The organism is Hirschia sp., assembly GCF_058892565.1.
Genome location: NZ_JBZXVU010000010.1, coordinates 25,759 through 40,852, shown reverse-complemented (window position 1 = coordinate 40,852; position 15,094 = coordinate 25,759). Strand labels below are relative to the sequence as shown.

Sequence of the window (15,094 nt, the reverse complement as noted above, 5' to 3'; positions counted from 1 at the left end):
TTGATATAAATTGGGTTTGCGTATGGTCCGGGTTTTATTATTGCCCGGGGCCGCGATTAAGGTCATCACCAATACCTGATGGTAGACCTGCGCCAATCGTGCCAAATAATTGCTCAAGAATTCCAAGCTGGCGACCACGTGTAGGGGTTTCGCGAGAGACATAGTCTATCACTTCGCCTGCCTCTAGGTCGTATGTGAGAACATCAACGACCTGATCTGAATCATCAAATTGAATAGCCACAATGTTACGCTTCACAACCTTTGGGCGGTGGTAAGTTAGCTGCTCTCGTGTTGCAGACATGTAGACCCAAAGGTTATCGTCGAATATACTTGTTGTTGACGGCGAGCCCAAACGGGCAATAACAGTCGAACGTGTATCAACTGAAGGTTCAATTTCAGCAGGGCGGACTTGATCGGGCAAATAGCCGTGGAAATTACGTGATGCCTGACAAGCATTTAACGCAAGAACTGCGACACAGGCTGTAAAAATCTTAAACTTGACCATATGAGGACTCCAACTCGTCAAAGCGTTGGTAGCTGTTGTAGGTATTGTTTGGCAAGCGGAGTAAAGCAAATGGGACTGCTGAAAAGTATATTTCTTAGAAAAAAAAGCTCAAAACACATTCCAGAAGCCCTTCATATGGCGATTATGGAACATTCCCTCCAACCAAGTTTCTTTGGTGAGGGGAAAGTGGATGACACATTTTCGGGACGGTTTGAGGTCGTTTGTCTTCATTCGGCCTTGGTTTTGCGTCGGCTTAGGGAATTTGGTGATGCTGGAAATGATCTGGCTCAGGATACTTTCAACGAATTGTTTTCTGGTTTTGACGATGCCCTGCGCGAGATTGGAACTGGGGATTTGAAGGTCGGCAAAAAGGTCCGCGTTATCGGCGAATCATTTTACGGACGCGCAAAAGCTTATGATGATGCTTTGAGCGCTGGTTCATCGGATGCTTTAAAGGACGCAATCACTAGAAATATCAATTTAGATGCAGGGTTTGCTCAAGTGCTCACCAAATATATTGGAGAGGCGGCAGCAAGTTTTGATAATCAAAAAGAGGAAAGCTTGTTGAGCGGTAAAATCGAGTGGCCGAAGGTTGAAGAAGTCGCCGAATGGCATTCAAAGACTAGCTAACTTGATTATACGTGATAATAGGGCTGGTATAAAGTTAGTAAAACGGACGAAATGAATGACTGAAACTCAAGTCATTTCTATCGATGGAATGGGCGGCGATGACGGCGCGCAAATGGTCATCGCTGGAATTGAGCGCTTCGCGAAATCTAATCTGGATACACGCTTTTTAGTTTTCGGAGATGAGTCAGTTCTGAAGCCTCTTCTGGATGCTACGCAACACGCGAAATCCAGATCGGAAATCAGGCATACAGATAAAAGTGTTTCTATGGAAGCTAAACCCGCGCAAGCTGTGCGTCAGGGTAAAGGTACATCTATGTGGGGCGCGATTGAAGCCGTTAAAAAGGGAGAGGCTTCGGCTGTTGTTTCAGCTGGAAATACAGGCGCATTAATGGCAATGGCAAAGCTGATCCTGCGTACGATGGAAGGTATTCATCGTCCGGCGTTATGTGCTAGCTGGCCAACTGAACGTGGCTTAATCGCCGTGTTGGATCTTGGGGCTGATATCACCGCAGACGCAGAACAATTAGCTGAGTTTGCTATTATGGGAGATGCTTTCGCAAAAGCAGTTCATCATAAAAAAGAACCAAGTGTTGCGCTGCTAAATATTGGGTCTGAAGACATGAAGGGCAATGACACATTGCGTTATGCCGCTTCGATGCTGAACGAACCTGAAATGACACTAAATTATATTGGTTTTGTTGAAGGCAATGACATTTCTTTTGGTAAAGCCGACGTCATTGTGACTGATGGGTTTACGGGCAATGTTGCTTTGAAAACGGCTGAAGGTGCAGTGAAGTTGATTGGGCAATTCCTAAGGGAATCGCTAACGTCTAGCCTATTTGGAAAAATAGGCGCTTTAATTGCCAAGCCAGCGCTAAACAGGTTGAAAGAAAAAATTGATCCAAGACAAGCCAATGGTGCTGTGTTTCTTGGGTTAAAAGGTATTGTTGTTAAAAGTCATGGCGGTACCGATGCATTCGGGTTTGAAAAAGCAATCAGTGTTGCTGCAGATATGGGTAGTTGCCATTTTGCTGAATTTATCGAACCAAGTCTTGCACGATTGAAGATGGTCGTGGAAGAAAATGAAAAGAAAATTTTGAGTGAGACTGAGGCGGCAGAGTAGACATTGACCACATTCCAATCTGAGTATCGTTCTGTTGTTACAGGTATAGGCGGTTATTTGCCGGAACGTGTTTTGACAAATGAAGATTTGTCAAAAATGGTAGATACTGATGATCAGTGGATCACCGAACGTACAGGTATAAAATCGCGCCACATCGCTGCGGATGATCAACTTACGTCTGATCTGGGTGTACATGCTGCACATGCTGCTATGAAAGATGCTGGCGTAAGTGTTGATGATATTGATCTGATCATTTGTGCGACAGCGACACCTGACAAAACTTTCCCAGCGACTGCAGCAATTATCCAAGCAAAACTTGGGGTTACAAACGGCGCCGCATTTGATGTTCAGGCAGTGTGCTCTGGTTTTGTGTTCGCGATGGCAACTGCAGACAATTATCTGGCGCGTGGTCAATTTAAACGCGCTCTTGTTATCGGTGCAGAAACTTTTTCCCGCATTATTGATTGGTCTGATCGTGGAACATGCGTTTTGTTTGGCGATGGCGCAGGTGCGGTTGTGCTGGAGCGACAAGACCCTGATGAAGCTGGAGAAAGTGGTGTGTTAGGCGCTCATTTGCGTACTGATGGTCGCTATGTTGATTTGCTTCATGTTGATGGTGGGCCATCTTCAACGCAGACAGTTGGGCATTTGCGGATGGTCGGAAACCAAGTGTTCAAACATGCGGTGAATAAGATTTCCGAATCGGTGCGTCAGGTCGTAGAAGATACTGATATCGGACTGGAAAACATTGATTGGATTGTGCCCCATCAAGCAAACCAGAGAATTCTTTCTGCCGTTGCGAGAAATCTAGGGATTGAAGAAAATCGAATCGTATCTACTGTAGACAGACACGGAAATACTTCTGCTGCATCTGTGCCGCTTGCGTTGAGTGAGTTGAACAGATCTGGCAAGCTTAACAAGGGAGATTTAGTGCTGATCGAGGCGATCGGTGGTGGACTCTCATGGGGCGCTGCACTGTTTCGACTTTGATTAATGAATAGTAAATAAATGTAATCATTCATTTTTTATTATGAACGCTCTTAACAAAGTCAGCAATCCGCGTTATGCTTAGTTATAAAATGGGAGCTGCTGGCGTGACTGAAAAAACTATTACTCGCGCGGATATCGTTGACAAGCTGGTGTCGGAGGTTGGCCTCACCAGACAAGATTCTAGTGATTATCTCGAGAGAGTGCTCGAGATGGTTTGTGAAGAATTAGTCGCGGATAACTCCGTAAAACTAGCACGTTTCGGAAATTTTGTCGTAAGGCGCAAAAATGCGCGTGTCGGGCGTAATCCTAAAACAGGAAAAGAAGCCCCCATCACCGCGCGCCGCGTTGTCACATTTAAACCGTCGCCTCTGATGCGTCGTCGTGTGGAAGCTGCGCTTGCTTCTAAGGAAAAATAATGAACGCCACTGCAGCTAAGATTGTTCATGACGATCTAGAAATCGCATACGCATCTCAAGAAACCAAAGCGAAATTATCTAACGAAGTTACATCTGGCCGCCGCAAAGTACGCGGCTATAAATCAGCCGAGGCTTTCCGCTCAATTGGTGAAGCAGCTAAAGAGCTCGGGTTGAAAACGCATGTACTACGTTTCTGGGAAACAAAATTTCCACAGATAACACCGATGAAGCGAGCTGATAAACGACGTTTCTATCGCCCAGAGGATATGCTGACTATTCGTGCTATTCAGATTCTATTGCACGAGCGTGGTATGACAATTAAAGGTGCGCAGCGTTATCTTGCCTCTACACCGGTTGAAACACTTCTAAGTGAAGAGAGCCTCAACATGACTCCTGTGACTGCCGGAAAATCTGTTCGTGACCTTCAAGATGTTGTGCGGAACGCAGTTGAGGGCGGTGCATTTAAAGCTGCTATTAAAGAACATAGCAATGTTCCCCGTGAGAGACTTGATCGTCTGCTTGAAGATCTAACAGGGCTTAAATCGCGTTTGGATGAAGTGCGTAAAACGTCCTAGATATTTGGATATTCATTTATTGAAAGCCTTGTGTTCTGTAATGAGAAACCAAGGCTTTTTTTATTGGAATAATCCAAATTTGATCCATTATAAAACACGAAAACACGACTATTGCTAATTGCCAGTGAGGCCTCTCTGACTTATAAGACCCATCTTGATTTGTCGGGGCGTGGCGCAGTCCGGTAGCGCACTCGCCTGGGGGGCGAGGGGTCGCAGGTTCAAGTCCTGCCGTCCCGACCAATCAATTTGCAACCGTGCATACATGATAAGCATTCTTGAAACATGATGCTTTTATATCCCAGCTTACATCTCATTTATGCTGCATGTGTAATCACTTCGAACTAGCACTGGTTTTGGTCTGAAGTTTGCTTCAGTCAATTCAGTAGAAAGCTAGTCATACTGATCTGTTTTCGAGCAGACATTGGTTTTCAAATGAAATAACGGTTTTGTAATTTGGAATTCCTTCTCTTTTGGGTGAAGGGTTTTTCTTGCGAAAAAATCTTTATTTTCTATTTGTTACAGCTGATTGTTAATGTAGTGAGTTAGCTTTGTAGTGAAGGTCTTGAGGGCTAAATACTAAATGATGAAGTCCCCTAACGGCCTCATAGAGCTTGAAAAGCCAGGTTATGAACCGTCGCTTGATGGTTTGCGAGCAATTGCGGTCATGGCTGTGCTTTTATATCATCTCGGTGCAACTGGCCTGCATGGTGGGTTTATTGGGGTAGATGTCTTTTATATTATCAGTGGTTTTCTGATAACCAGAATATTATTGTCTCAATTTGAACAAGCCAAATTTGATTATACAGAATTTTTGGTTCGCAGATGCCGTAGATTACTGCCTGCGCTTTTCCTGACGATTGTGTTGACGCTCATTGGGGCTTTTCTTGTGATGAGCCCCAAGCATTTTTCTGAAACCGCTGAATCCGCTGTGTATTCGTCAGTGTCTTTGGCAAACTGGTATTTTTGGATCGACAGTAGTTATTTTTCTGCTGGAAAACACGTCAGGCCATTATTGCATACATGGTCACTAGGCGTTGAAGTTCAGTTCTATTTGGCTTGGCCATTGGTGATGGCTCTGGTCTCGTGGATTTTCTATTATAGTCGATGGACTGCGTTCTTTGTAATGGTGTTTATCGGAGCTGTTAGTTTTTTCGCTTCTGTCTATGTTCAGGACGGCTATCCAAGTGCAGCTTTCTATTTGAGTATTTTTAGGGTTTGGCAGTTCGCGGCCGGAGGGTGCATTGCCATATTGCTTTTATTACCCGGAAAAAATGGCGACATTTTCATTTCGGAGAAGCTGCACTGGCTATTTTTTGTTGGTGGTATTGTGCTGCTGGGCATGTCAATGTTCCTGCTGTCCTCGGATAATTACAATGCTATTCGGGCCGTTTTACCAACGATAGCAACATGTGCGCTGCTTATCGGTATTCGCACGTCTGCATCACGTGTATTATTGGGAAGTCGACCTTTGGTAAGACTTGGTCAGACATCGTATTCTTTGTATTTGATACATTGGCCACTCATAATTCTATACAGATATTGGGCATTTCGTCCCTTAAATGCGTGGGAAATGATTATTCTCGCAGGTGTCTCCATGCTGCTGGCTGAGTTAATGTATCGACTGGTCGAAGAACGTTTTCGTTTACCTTGGGCGGGGAATCAGAAAGGCGAGGTGCGCTTAGTTGGTTTTGTCGTCTCAAGTATTGTCATGGCAATCGGGTTTTCTGGAAGCTTGATAGCATATCAGAATGGTTGGAATTGGCGCTTGTCCGAAGCGAGGCAGGAAGCGAATCTTGAAACTCATCTATCAATACATTGTGGTGCAAATTTTAAATCTCTGGCCGAGACCGCCTGTGCTTTTGGTCAACCTAAAAAAGATCCAGACATTGTTGTTATTGGTGATAGCCATGCGTTGGAGTTTGCAAAAGGGTTTGAGGCTTTGGTTCAAGCCGATGATCTGAGCGCAGTTTTAGTCAGACAATATGGTGTTTTGCCTTTCAAAGGGGTGACAACTTATGGAGGCGAATGGAAGGTTGGTGATTTTGAAGAAAACCTTACCAGAGTTGCTGACGTGCCTTCTCAGATTGTCGTAATTCATGCTCGGTTTGCGCAATATTGGTGGGGGATTGATGCTGAGGGTGAGCCTCCAACACGTATTGGTTTTCAAGATGGCTCACCTGACGGTATTGAGCCTTCTCAGCATGCATTTAGAGTGGGGCTAGATAATACTTTGGCGCACTTTAAAAATGCTGGCAGTAAGCTTGTCGTTATTGGTGCTATTCCCTATCCAGGGTTGGATTCTAGTCAATGTATTGTGCGTCCTAGTTACCTAATTAGTGAAGACCATTCGGAAAAATCCTGCGAGGGTTTGACGCGAATGGAATCTAAAGAGCGTGCAAGCGCTGTAAATCGTGTTTTGAAAAAACGAGTTGAACAAGAAGGCCACTTGTTTATTGACCCGACATCTGTGTTCTGTCCAGAAACTCAATCAACCTGTTTGCGCATGTTTGATGGCAAAGTGATTTATCATGATAGCAATCACCTAAATGGCGTTGGTGCTAGTATTTTAGCTGATTATGTGTGGGCAATGATCAAGCAGAATTTTGGCGAACCTTTCATGGCGAGCATGTAAATATTCAAATAAACGGAATAATTTTTAGCTAAATTGAACAGTTTTTATAAAAAGAGCCATTCATTGAAATGAGATTTTCTGTTGCTCCACTGCGCTTCAGATGCAATCAGTCTCATCAATTGTTATAGTGGCTGGTGCGATGTTAGATTCTTTACTTTCATTTTTCGAAGCTTATCCTTGGGGCATTTATGCTTGCTTCTTGATATTGCCATTTATTCAAGAGGATGCAGCTGTTATTGGCTCTGCTGCAGCTGCTGTTACAGGACTGGGGGAACCGTGGTTTCTTGGTGCAGCGATAATCACTGGTCTAACTTTTAGTGATTTATGGAAATATTGGGCAGGTCGGGCTGCGGTTTCGCATAAATGGGCAAAAAAATATGCTGATAAACCGACGGTAAAAAAGGCGCGAGATGGTGTGGTAAACCATTTGGCATCCAGTCTTATGATTGTGCGGTTCATACCTGGAACACGTATTCCTTTTTATGTTGCTTCAGGTTTTTTTCACGCACCATTTCCAAAATTTGCCTTTTTTATCATTTTTTCTGGCGCGATGTATATCAGTATAACATTCGTATTTTTTTACATTTTTGGCGAGTTGGCAGGTGAAGACCAAGCTCATAAATGGTTGCCAGTCATTGCTATAGCATTGGTGTCAGTATTAGTGATTATTCAGGTCGTGAGACGCAAACTGGCTCGGGAAAAGGCGATGGATGTGCAACCTTTTAACAAGAGTGAAGGCGATGAACCAGCCGAATAAATTCCAATTTGACCCTGTTCAAGAAGGATTTGTTGGTGTCGCGATGGGCACCCTTCTAGGTTTTATGCTGTTTTTATTTAATATAATCAGCCCGCCAGCCATACTAGGGGTCGCAGCTGGCGTTGGGATTGGAAGTTGGTTGAACGCACGACGACGTAAAAATCAGGATAAGTAGTGATGTTATTGAAACGGTCCGCCTTAGACTGAAAAACTGGTGCCGCACCCACAAGATGCCGTTGCATTGGGGTTGTTTATTTTAAATGACGAACCGATAAGTTCATTTACGAAATCTATTTCACATCCTTCAAGGAATGGGATGCTCGTTTCATCAATAACGACTTTGGCATCATCGCGTTCGAATACGATATCATCTTCATTTGTTTCATTTGCAAAATCGAAAGTGTATGAAAAACCTGAACATCCACCGCCAAGTACGCCTATACGGAGCATGGACGCATTGCCATTATCCTTTAGGATAAATTTAATGCGATCGGCAGCTGAAGCAGTAATGGTGACTTTATCTTGCATAATTGTAACTAAACCCAATCAATAAACTTGGCGTTATTAATCTTATGATTATAAACCGCCACTTATGAGATATGTAATATCAGCGGGTCGAAATTAAAAGCTTTTCTGGAAATCAAACTTAATGGTTGAAACATTTGTACCCCCCCAGCGTTCCATATATGCAAGTGATCCGCTGCAAACGCGTGGGCGTGCACATGAAGAAGCGCCTTCGGCGACGCGCACTTGTTTTCAGCGTGACAGAGATCGCATCATTCATTCGTCTGCATTTAGACGCTTAAAACAGAAGACGCAGGTTTTCGTGGCGCATGAAGGTGATTTTTACCGCACGCGTTTGACGCATTCGTTGGAGGTCGCGCAAATTGCACGTTCTGTCGCGCGAACTTTGGGCCTAGATGAGGATCTTGCTGAAGCTTTGGCCCTTTCCCATGATATTGGTCATCCACCTTTTGGGCATGCGGGAGAGGATGAACTTGATGCGTGTATGCAAGAATATAATGGCTTTGATCACAATGCCCAGACACTGCGTGTTGTGACGAAATTGGAAAAACGATATCCGACATTTGATGGCTTAAATCTGAGTTGGGAAACGCTTGAAGGTCTGGTTAAACACAATGGTCCTGTTCTAACTGATGGCAAATCTATAGACACGCTTCCTCAGGCTTTTTTGGATTATCCTCAACTAGAAAATCTCGAGCTTCACACTTTTGCAGGACCAGAAGCACAAGTCGCAGCGCTTGCAGACGATATTGCCTATAATAATCACGATATAGATGATGGAATTGCTGCTGGCCTATTTACAGTAGATGAGATTTGCGAAGTTCCCCTTGTTGGCGATGTGTTTAAAGGTGTTCGCAAAGAATATGCTTTTCTCGATGAGAAGCTGATAGTCGCTGAAGCGGTGCGGCGTTTAATCGGTATTTGGGTTGATGATCTTGTCAAAGAATCACGCAGGCGTTTGAAAAAGCACAACCCTCAAAGCGCGGAAGATATCAGAAATCTGGACGAGCCAGTTATTGCTTTCTCCAAACGTCTTGATGATAAGCAGCGTGTTTTGCGCGCATTCCTATATGAGCGGATGTATAAACACTTCAAAGTCAATCGTATGCGCTCACAAGCAAGGCGAATTTTGAAGGAATTGTTTGAGTTGTTTAATCGCGAACCAAACACATTGCCGCCCCCATGGAGGCAGGATGCAGAGCAGACTTCAGGCGATCGCCGCGCGAGAATAGTTTGTGATTATATTGCAGGTATGACCGATAATTATGCGATTGAAGAACACAGGCGTTTATTCAACTTAGATTCAATGATCTGATCTCTGCCAAGCCGGAGAAGAATTTATTTGATCTGGTTTAGGTCGCATAAACCATATTTGCTTAAACTGGATATTAAAGATTGAAATTTTGACCGATTGGAAAAGCGACGCGTCAAAAAAACGTATCCTTGCAGGCATTTGAAATGACAGACCGTAGACCCAACCAAACAAAGAATGATAATATGGCATTTGCCGTTTTGCCTGACGAAAACGGTGGCTATGAGATGCCGAACGAGAATAATCGTGGCCCACTGATATTGGCCATGGCATTAGGGGTGATAGCTGTTTTTGGTGTCGTGGTTTGGAACGCCTATAAACAAGGTGTACGCCATTCCGATAGCACAGCATTGCCGCAGATTGCATCTGAAGGTGCTTTTAAAATGCGTCCTTTAGATCCTGGCGGAAATGCAGATAGAAATACAGATATTAGGGTGCTAGATCAGGTGGGTGGAGATGCCCGTGCCGAAACAGATATTGCAGAAATGTCTGTGCGTGAAGAACCTGTTCCTGTTCTTGAGAATGTCGCCATTGATGCTAATCAGGCAAATGGGTTGGCTTCAAAATCTATTTCTCCAAGCATGCCTGAAGTAAGACGTGCGCAGCCTCAGACGCGCCAACTTGGTGAAAGCGGAAAACCTGTTGATTTGCGTCCTGGTTCAAAACCAGCTGGTTCAACCGTCATAACGGAAGAAATTAAACCTGCACCTGTCGTCAAGAAACCAGCTGAACCATCATCAGCCGATATAAATATCACGCCTATTCAGCAACCAAAACCACGCGTTGTTCCGCCTAAACCGGCAAGTGTCTCACATCAATTTGCGGTAGATGGCGGCTTTGTTGTGCAGCTGGCAGCGGTTAAAACCGTCGATGCAGTCGATGATGTTTGGAAAAATGCAGGAAAAAAAGCCCCAAATCTCTTTGAAAACGCACAGAGACACGTTCAGACCGTTGACCTTGGGCCCAAGGGGGTGTGGCATCGTGTACAAGCCGGCAGCTTTGATTCTCGTGCAGATGCGAATGTCTTCTGTAAAGCCTTCAAAGCGAGCGGGGGAGATTGTATTGTTGCAGAGAAAAAATGAGCGCACCAAAAGCATGCATTCTGAGTGTTTCCGGACCTGAACTTCTGGATGAAGAAGCTATCTTTTTAGCACAGCATAACCCGTGGGGAATTATTCTCATGGGTCGCTCTGTTAAATCAAGAAAGCAAGTACGTGCGCTTGTGGATGCAATTTGGTCTGCTTTGGGGCGGCCTTGTCTTGTTTTTATAGATCAGGAGGGCGGCAGAGTTCGCCGTATGCGCCCGCCTGAGTGGCCGGAATTTCCTGCCGGTGAAGCATATGCAAGACTGTACCAAAAATCGCCTGAGCTGGGTAAAGAAGCTGCTTGGCTTGGTCACAGATTGATGGCCGCTGAACTTCAGCCTCTAGGTATATTTGCTGATTGCGCGCCAATTTTAGATTTATTGCATCATGATGCGCATGATATTGTTGGAGATCGTGCTTTTGGATCTTCGCCGCAACAAGTGGCTGAAATTGGCTCTGCTGCCATTAAAGGACTCATGGATGGCGGTGTTGCGAGCGTTATAAAACACATACCCGGGCATGGCCGCGCGAAACAAGATAGTCATAAAGCACTTCCTGTTGTTGATGCGAGTGCCGAAGAATTAGAGAAAGATTTTGCGCCCTTCGCTGCATTAAGTGATGCCCCCATGGCAATGACTGCTCACATTGCGTATCAGGCATTTGACCCAGATGTTGCTGCAACAGTCTCAACAAAAGTTATTCGAGATGTCATTCGTGGACGTATAGGTTTTGATGGTCTTTTAATGGGTGATGATCTTGGCATGAAAGCGCTAGGTGGCACTTTAGAAAGCCGTGCAAGAGCAAGTTTCGACGCTGGGTGCGATATCGCGCTTCATTGTGCTGGATTTGAAAAAGACCCTGATGCTATTTTGATGCAAATGAGGCAAGTGGCTTCTGCCTGTCCGCGCTTAGTCGGGCGGTCAGAAGAAAGAGCGAAAATCGCCGAAGATGCAACATTGCACCGTCAGCCATTTGATATTGATGCAGGACGGCGACGCTTTGATGATTTGCTTGGGCAAATATCGCTTCACGAGGTCGGAGAAGATCCAACTGGTCGGGCGATGGCTTAATGCAGCTCGCTCAGGATCAACACTTGAGAGATGCTTCGCGTAAAGTAGAAGAAGCAGCACCAGAAGATGTTTTTACGGTTGATATTCATGGCTATGAAGGTCCGCTGCATTTATTGTTGGAATTGTCTCGTCGTCAGAAAGTTGATTTGCTTCAAGTTTCTATTTTGCAATTGGCAGAACAATTTCTCGAATTTATCTTAGAAGCGAAGAGCCATCGCATAGAACTGGCTGCCGATTATCTACTTATGGCTTCATGGTTAGCCTATCTGAAATCCAAGCTTTTACTGCCCAAATTGGATGAAAAATCAGAATTAGAACCTGAAGCAGATGCTATGGCGCGCCGTTTATCATTTCGGATTGCTAGGCTAGAGGCTATGCGCAATGCTTCGGCGGAATTAAATGCGCTCAATATCACGGGGCGAGACGTTTTTGTGAGAGGTATGCCTGAGCGCGTTCGGATCAATAAAAAAGTCACTTACGATGCCAGCATTTATGATTTGATGAAGGCGTTTGGAAATATTCAATCTCGAAAAACCCGCGTGCGCTCACATATTGTTCGCCGACAACCAGTGCTCGCTCTGGAAAGCGCACGCAAATCGTTGAAAAAAATTGTGCCTCAACTAGACGATTGGGCAAGAATTCAAGGTCTGAGTGCGCCTAGTGACGAACCCGATGAAACGCCTAGAAAATCTATAACAGCGAGCTATTTTGCTGCAGCCCTTGAGCTAACCCGTGACCGCGCAGTTGATATGAGGCAGGATGCCGCCTTGTCTGATGTGTATGTCAGGCGGGCACAAGCCGAGAATAAAGCTTCTTAAATTGCGGAACAGATATGACAGATAAATCAGATCCCGAAGAAATCCGCAAAGTTGTAGCGGCTCTGTCGCGTCAGCAAAAACAAAAGCCTCCGAAACAAAAAATGCCCATCGCTGAAAATACCGATGGCGATCAGGATGCCGATATTCCGATGGAAGTGGCTCATGCAATACTGGGAAATGACATCTACAAAGTGATCGAAAGGGATGGTGATGCCGAAAGTGATCATTCTGATCCAGTAGAAATCGGCATTGATGCGCTTCGACGTGCAGAGGCGATATTGTTTGCCACAACCATTCCTATTGCAGCAGGTGAATTAGTCGAAATGCTGCCTCCAGGAGTGGATGTCGCTGATATTCTCATGCAATTACAAAAAACCTATGCAGGGCGAGGCATCCAATTGATGGAGATTGCGGGGGGGTGGCGTTTTCAAACTGCGCCTGATCTTGCCTTTTTGTTTGAAGAAACACGAGAAGAAGAAAAAAAGCTCTCAAAAGCTGCTATGGAGACCTTGTCTATTATCGCTTATTGTCAGCCGTGTACACGCGCTGAAATTGAGGATGTTCGCGGCGTGGCGGTGTCCAAAGGCACGCTAGATGTGTTGCTCGAAATGGATTGGATCAAGCTACGCGGACGGCGAAAAACGCCTGGGCGACCAGTCGTATATGGCACAACTAATGCCTTCCTTGAACATTTTGGAATTGATGGATTGGACTCTCTTCCCGGACGCGAGGAGATGAAAGCTGCTGGGTTATTATCTGCCAATATCCCCGATGATTTTGATATGCCGCGCCCTAGCGAGTCTGAAGCGGATGAAGATTTGCTTGAAATCATCGACTCAATTGAAGATGGTTTGACTGAACCAGCGGAATTTCATACAGATTTTTCCAAAGAAGATGATCAATAATCAACTCATTTGCTCAATAAAACAGAAATGTGTTCTGTGATTGTTTGCGGCGGGGGCTGATTTAAATTAGGTATTGGTCTAGGGAATACGACGAAGTTGCAGAATGTAGGAGTTTGAGCAATGTTTGGTCTTGGTGGAGCTGGTCCTTTCCAGTTGATAATTGTACTCGTAATAGCTCTGCTAGTGTTTGGTGGTCGAGGTAAAATCTCCTCAATCATGGGCGATCTTGCCAACGGCATGAAGAGTTTCCGTCAAGGTTTGAAGGATGATGAAGAGAGTAAGGAGCCTGCTCCAAAATCTCCAAAAGCGCTTGAAGACGGCGAAACAATAAACATCACGCCCAAAAAAGATAAAACAGAAGTTTAATATTGAGTGGCGATATCATTTGGCCGTAGTGCCGATGATCAGGGCAGGTGCTTTTTCTTGCTCGCCTATGGAGTAGTTGCGTAAATGATTCCGCAAATCGGCTTTTCGGAAATGTTGTTATTAGGCATTCTAGCGCTCGTAGTTGTCGGGCCGAAAGATTTGCCGTTGATGATGCGCAAGTTCGGACGCTTTACCGGTAAGCTTCGTATGATGGCATTTGAATTCAGACAGAGCTTTGATGAATTGGGACGTCAGGCCGAGCTAGATGAACTTCGTAAAGAAGTTGAGGCGCTCAAAAAAGAGTCCGGCCTTGATGAAATACAAAAAGAATTCAATGACACAGAAGCTGAAATTGCAAAAGATGCCGGTGAAGCTGTCAATAAAATGAAATCTGACTTTGAAAACACCAAAGCTGAAGCAGAAATACCCCAAACAGAAAAAACAAAAACTGAGGCTATAGAATCTGAGGTTTCCGAAACCGAGGCTTTAAAAGCTAAAAAAATTCTCGAAGATCAGTCGATTCAAACTGATTCAAAAAAGATCGGTGATAAAGCCACATCATGACCGATATTCAAACGAAAACTAGCAATTCAGGTCCAGAAGGGCATGAAGATGTGGAGGCGAGTAGAGCGCCTTTAATGGATCATCTTAAAGAGCTGCGTACCCGTTTGGTGCGTGTGCTTATCGCTGTGGGTGTGTGTTCCCTGATCGCATTTGTATTTGCACAGCACATGTTTGATTTCCTCATGTTGCCGTTTGACAAAGCAAAAGCTGAGTTTGGTGCCGCAAACGCCATTGACGGTGTTATCTTTACGGATGCTTTCGAGATTTTGTTCATCAAATTGCGATTGGCAATTCTTGCAGGGCTTGCTGTGGCATTTCCATTTGTTGCTTGGCAAATTTATAGCTTTGTTGCTCCCGGATTATACAAATCCGAACGCCAAGCCATGTTGCCTTACATCACGATCACACCATTCCTATTCGTGGCAGGTGCAGCGCTTGTGTATTTCATGATCCTGCCATTTGTGATGCATTTTGCGTTTAATCAGGAATTTGAAGGCGTCACATTCTTGCCAAAAGCAAAGCCTTATGTGGATTTGTCTATATCCCTGATCACAGCTTTTGGTTTGGCATTCCAAACACCGGTTATTATGTCATTGCTCGCACGCGCTGGTGTGGTGCAAGTGTCGACTTTGCGTGCAAGCCGTAAATACGCGATCTTTGGTATATTCCTGATCGCAATGTTCATGACACCGCCAGACCCATTCTCACAAATCGCATTGGCATTACCTGTCTATCTCTTGTTTGAGCTAGGCATTATCGCAGCAGCTTTTGTCGAGAAGAAAAAAGACGAAGCTGAAGAAGAGCGCCTCAATATTTAGTGT

General features: G+C 44.8%; 18 protein-coding genes and 1 tRNA gene. 17 read left to right on the top strand and 2 right to left on the bottom strand.

Annotated features, from left to right (window positions below; genetic code table 11):
* Positions 1–37: 37 nt before the first annotated feature.
* Positions 38–505, bottom strand: coding sequence for an outer membrane protein assembly factor BamE (locus AC5EF3_RS04575; protein WP_015827223.1), 468 nt, complete (start codon positions 503–505; stop codon positions 38–40).
* A 69-nt stretch (positions 506–574) separates the two neighbouring features.
* Here AC5EF3_RS04575 and AC5EF3_RS04570 point away from each other — a divergent pair, with 69 nt between their 5' ends.
* From AC5EF3_RS04570 to AC5EF3_RS04530, 9 genes are all read left to right on the top strand, one after another.
* Positions 575–1,135 carry a ubiquinol-cytochrome C chaperone family protein gene (locus AC5EF3_RS04570; protein ID WP_493547195.1) on the top strand — a complete coding sequence of 187 codons (561 nt, stop codon included), beginning with the start codon at positions 575–577 and terminating at the stop codon, positions 1,133–1,135.
* A gap of 55 nt (positions 1,136–1,190) precedes the next feature.
* The gene (plsX, locus tag AC5EF3_RS04565; RefSeq protein WP_493547194.1) at positions 1,191–2,258 is read left to right on the top strand and encodes a phosphate acyltransferase PlsX; all 1,068 of its coding nucleotides are present in this window, start codon (positions 1,191–1,193) and stop codon (positions 2,256–2,258) included.
* 3 nt (positions 2,259–2,261) lie between these two features.
* On the top strand, positions 2,262–3,248 hold the full coding sequence (locus tag AC5EF3_RS04560; RefSeq protein ID WP_015827226.1) for a beta-ketoacyl-ACP synthase III: 987 nt from the start codon (positions 2,262–2,264) through the stop codon (positions 3,246–3,248).
* Between the two features lie 74 nt (positions 3,249–3,322).
* Positions 3,323–3,664 (top strand): integration host factor subunit alpha, encoded by a 342-nt coding sequence (locus AC5EF3_RS04555; protein WP_493547193.1) that lies wholly within the window; start codon positions 3,323–3,325, stop codon positions 3,662–3,664.
* Positions 3,664–4,239: a MerR family transcriptional regulator gene (locus AC5EF3_RS04550; protein ID WP_015827228.1), complete on the top strand. Its 576-nt coding sequence runs from the start codon at positions 3,664–3,666 to the stop codon at positions 4,237–4,239. Before AC5EF3_RS04555 ends, AC5EF3_RS04550 begins: the two co-directional genes overlap by 1 nt.
* A gap of 163 nt (positions 4,240–4,402) precedes the next feature.
* Positions 4,403–4,479: transfer RNA gene (locus tag AC5EF3_RS04545), tRNA-Pro, on the top strand.
* Between the two features lie 340 nt (positions 4,480–4,819).
* Positions 4,820–6,871, top strand: a complete 2,052-nt coding sequence (locus tag AC5EF3_RS04540; protein WP_015827229.1) for an acyltransferase family protein — start codon at positions 4,820–4,822, stop codon at positions 6,869–6,871.
* 127 nt (positions 6,872–6,998) lie between these two features.
* On the top strand, positions 6,999–7,628 hold the full coding sequence (locus AC5EF3_RS04535) for a DedA family protein (protein ID WP_493547192.1): 630 nt from the start codon (positions 6,999–7,001) through the stop codon (positions 7,626–7,628).
* Positions 7,612–7,803 (top strand): hypothetical protein, encoded by a 192-nt coding sequence (locus tag AC5EF3_RS04530; RefSeq protein ID WP_493547191.1) that lies wholly within the window; start codon positions 7,612–7,614, stop codon positions 7,801–7,803. Before AC5EF3_RS04535 ends, AC5EF3_RS04530 begins: the two co-directional genes overlap by 17 nt.
* 23 nt (positions 7,804–7,826) lie before the next feature.
* Here AC5EF3_RS04530 and erpA read toward each other — a convergent pair whose 3' ends face one another.
* Positions 7,827–8,156: an iron-sulfur cluster insertion protein ErpA gene (erpA, locus tag AC5EF3_RS04525; protein WP_015827232.1), complete on the bottom strand. Its 330-nt coding sequence runs from the start codon at positions 8,154–8,156 to the stop codon at positions 7,827–7,829.
* Positions 8,157–8,277: 121 nt separating this feature from the next.
* On the opposite strand from erpA, the gene AC5EF3_RS04520 reads away from it, so the two are divergent.
* The 8 genes from AC5EF3_RS04520 to tatC all read left to right on the top strand — a co-directional run bounded on the left by AC5EF3_RS04520 (position 8,278) and on the right by tatC (position 15,091).
* Positions 8,278–9,468: a deoxyguanosinetriphosphate triphosphohydrolase gene (locus tag AC5EF3_RS04520; protein WP_015827233.1), complete on the top strand. Its 1,191-nt coding sequence runs from the start codon at positions 8,278–8,280 to the stop codon at positions 9,466–9,468.
* A gap of 143 nt (positions 9,469–9,611) precedes the next feature.
* Positions 9,612–10,547: an SPOR domain-containing protein gene (locus tag AC5EF3_RS04515; RefSeq protein WP_493547190.1), complete on the top strand. Its 936-nt coding sequence runs from the start codon at positions 9,612–9,614 to the stop codon at positions 10,545–10,547.
* Entirely contained in the window at positions 10,544–11,620 is a 1,077-nt protein-coding gene (gene nagZ / locus AC5EF3_RS04510; RefSeq protein WP_493547189.1) for a beta-N-acetylhexosaminidase, read from the top strand. Before AC5EF3_RS04515 ends, nagZ begins: the two co-directional genes overlap by 4 nt.
* Entirely contained in the window at positions 11,620–12,438 is an 819-nt protein-coding gene (locus tag AC5EF3_RS04505) for a segregation and condensation protein A (protein WP_493547188.1), read from the top strand. Before nagZ ends, AC5EF3_RS04505 begins: the two co-directional genes overlap by 1 nt.
* Positions 12,439–12,452: 14 nt before the next feature.
* Positions 12,453–13,343 carry an SMC-Scp complex subunit ScpB gene (scpB, locus tag AC5EF3_RS04500; RefSeq protein ID WP_149037380.1) on the top strand — a complete coding sequence of 297 codons (891 nt, stop codon included), beginning with the start codon at positions 12,453–12,455 and terminating at the stop codon, positions 13,341–13,343.
* 120 nt (positions 13,344–13,463) lie between these two features.
* On the top strand, positions 13,464–13,709 hold the full coding sequence (gene tatA, locus AC5EF3_RS04495) for a twin-arginine translocase TatA/TatE family subunit (RefSeq protein WP_015827238.1): 246 nt from the start codon (positions 13,464–13,466) through the stop codon (positions 13,707–13,709).
* 84 nt (positions 13,710–13,793) lie between these two features.
* Positions 13,794–14,273, top strand: a complete 480-nt coding sequence (gene tatB / locus AC5EF3_RS04490; protein ID WP_493547187.1) for a Sec-independent protein translocase protein TatB — start codon at positions 13,794–13,796, stop codon at positions 14,271–14,273.
* Entirely contained in the window at positions 14,270–15,091 is an 822-nt protein-coding gene (gene tatC / locus AC5EF3_RS04485) for a twin-arginine translocase subunit TatC (protein WP_493547186.1), read from the top strand. The genes tatB and tatC overlap by 4 nt, the downstream gene beginning before the upstream one ends.
* The last annotated feature ends 3 nt before the right edge of the window (positions 15,092–15,094 follow it).

What these genes read in the sequence shown, in the direction of transcription:
- AC5EF3_RS04575 (WP_015827223.1), bottom strand. Translation starts at nt 505, where the DNA reads ATGGTCAAGTTTAAGATTTTTACAGCCTGTGTCGCAGTTCTTGCGTTA.
- tatB (WP_493547187.1), top strand. Translation starts at nt 13,794, where the DNA reads ATGATTCCGCAAATCGGCTTTTCGGAAATGTTGTTATTAGGCATTCTA.
- scpB (WP_149037380.1), top strand. Translation starts at nt 12,453, where the DNA reads ATGACAGATAAATCAGATCCCGAAGAAATCCGCAAAGTTGTAGCGGCT.
- AC5EF3_RS04530 (WP_493547191.1), top strand. Translation starts at nt 7,612, where the DNA reads ATGAACCAGCCGAATAAATTCCAATTTGACCCTGTTCAAGAAGGATTT.
- AC5EF3_RS04540 (WP_015827229.1), top strand. Translation starts at nt 4,820, where the DNA reads ATGATGAAGTCCCCTAACGGCCTCATAGAGCTTGAAAAGCCAGGTTAT.
- AC5EF3_RS04570 (WP_493547195.1), top strand. Translation starts at nt 575, where the DNA reads ATGGGACTGCTGAAAAGTATATTTCTTAGAAAAAAAAGCTCAAAACAC.
- AC5EF3_RS04515 (WP_493547190.1), top strand. Translation starts at nt 9,612, where the DNA reads ATGACAGACCGTAGACCCAACCAAACAAAGAATGATAATATGGCATTT.
- tatA (WP_015827238.1), top strand. Translation starts at nt 13,464, where the DNA reads ATGTTTGGTCTTGGTGGAGCTGGTCCTTTCCAGTTGATAATTGTACTC.
- tatC (WP_493547186.1), top strand. Translation starts at nt 14,270, where the DNA reads ATGACCGATATTCAAACGAAAACTAGCAATTCAGGTCCAGAAGGGCAT.
- AC5EF3_RS04505 (WP_493547188.1), top strand. Translation starts at nt 11,620, where the DNA reads ATGCAGCTCGCTCAGGATCAACACTTGAGAGATGCTTCGCGTAAAGTA.
- plsX (WP_493547194.1), top strand. Translation starts at nt 1,191, where the DNA reads ATGACTGAAACTCAAGTCATTTCTATCGATGGAATGGGCGGCGATGAC.
- AC5EF3_RS04555 (WP_493547193.1), top strand. Translation starts at nt 3,323, where the DNA reads ATGCTTAGTTATAAAATGGGAGCTGCTGGCGTGACTGAAAAAACTATT.
- AC5EF3_RS04550 (WP_015827228.1), top strand. Translation starts at nt 3,664, where the DNA reads ATGAACGCCACTGCAGCTAAGATTGTTCATGACGATCTAGAAATCGCA.
- erpA (WP_015827232.1), bottom strand. Translation starts at nt 8,156, where the DNA reads ATGCAAGATAAAGTCACCATTACTGCTTCAGCTGCCGATCGCATTAAA.
- nagZ (WP_493547189.1), top strand. Translation starts at nt 10,544, where the DNA reads ATGAGCGCACCAAAAGCATGCATTCTGAGTGTTTCCGGACCTGAACTT.
- AC5EF3_RS04520 (WP_015827233.1), top strand. Translation starts at nt 8,278, where the DNA reads ATGGTTGAAACATTTGTACCCCCCCAGCGTTCCATATATGCAAGTGAT.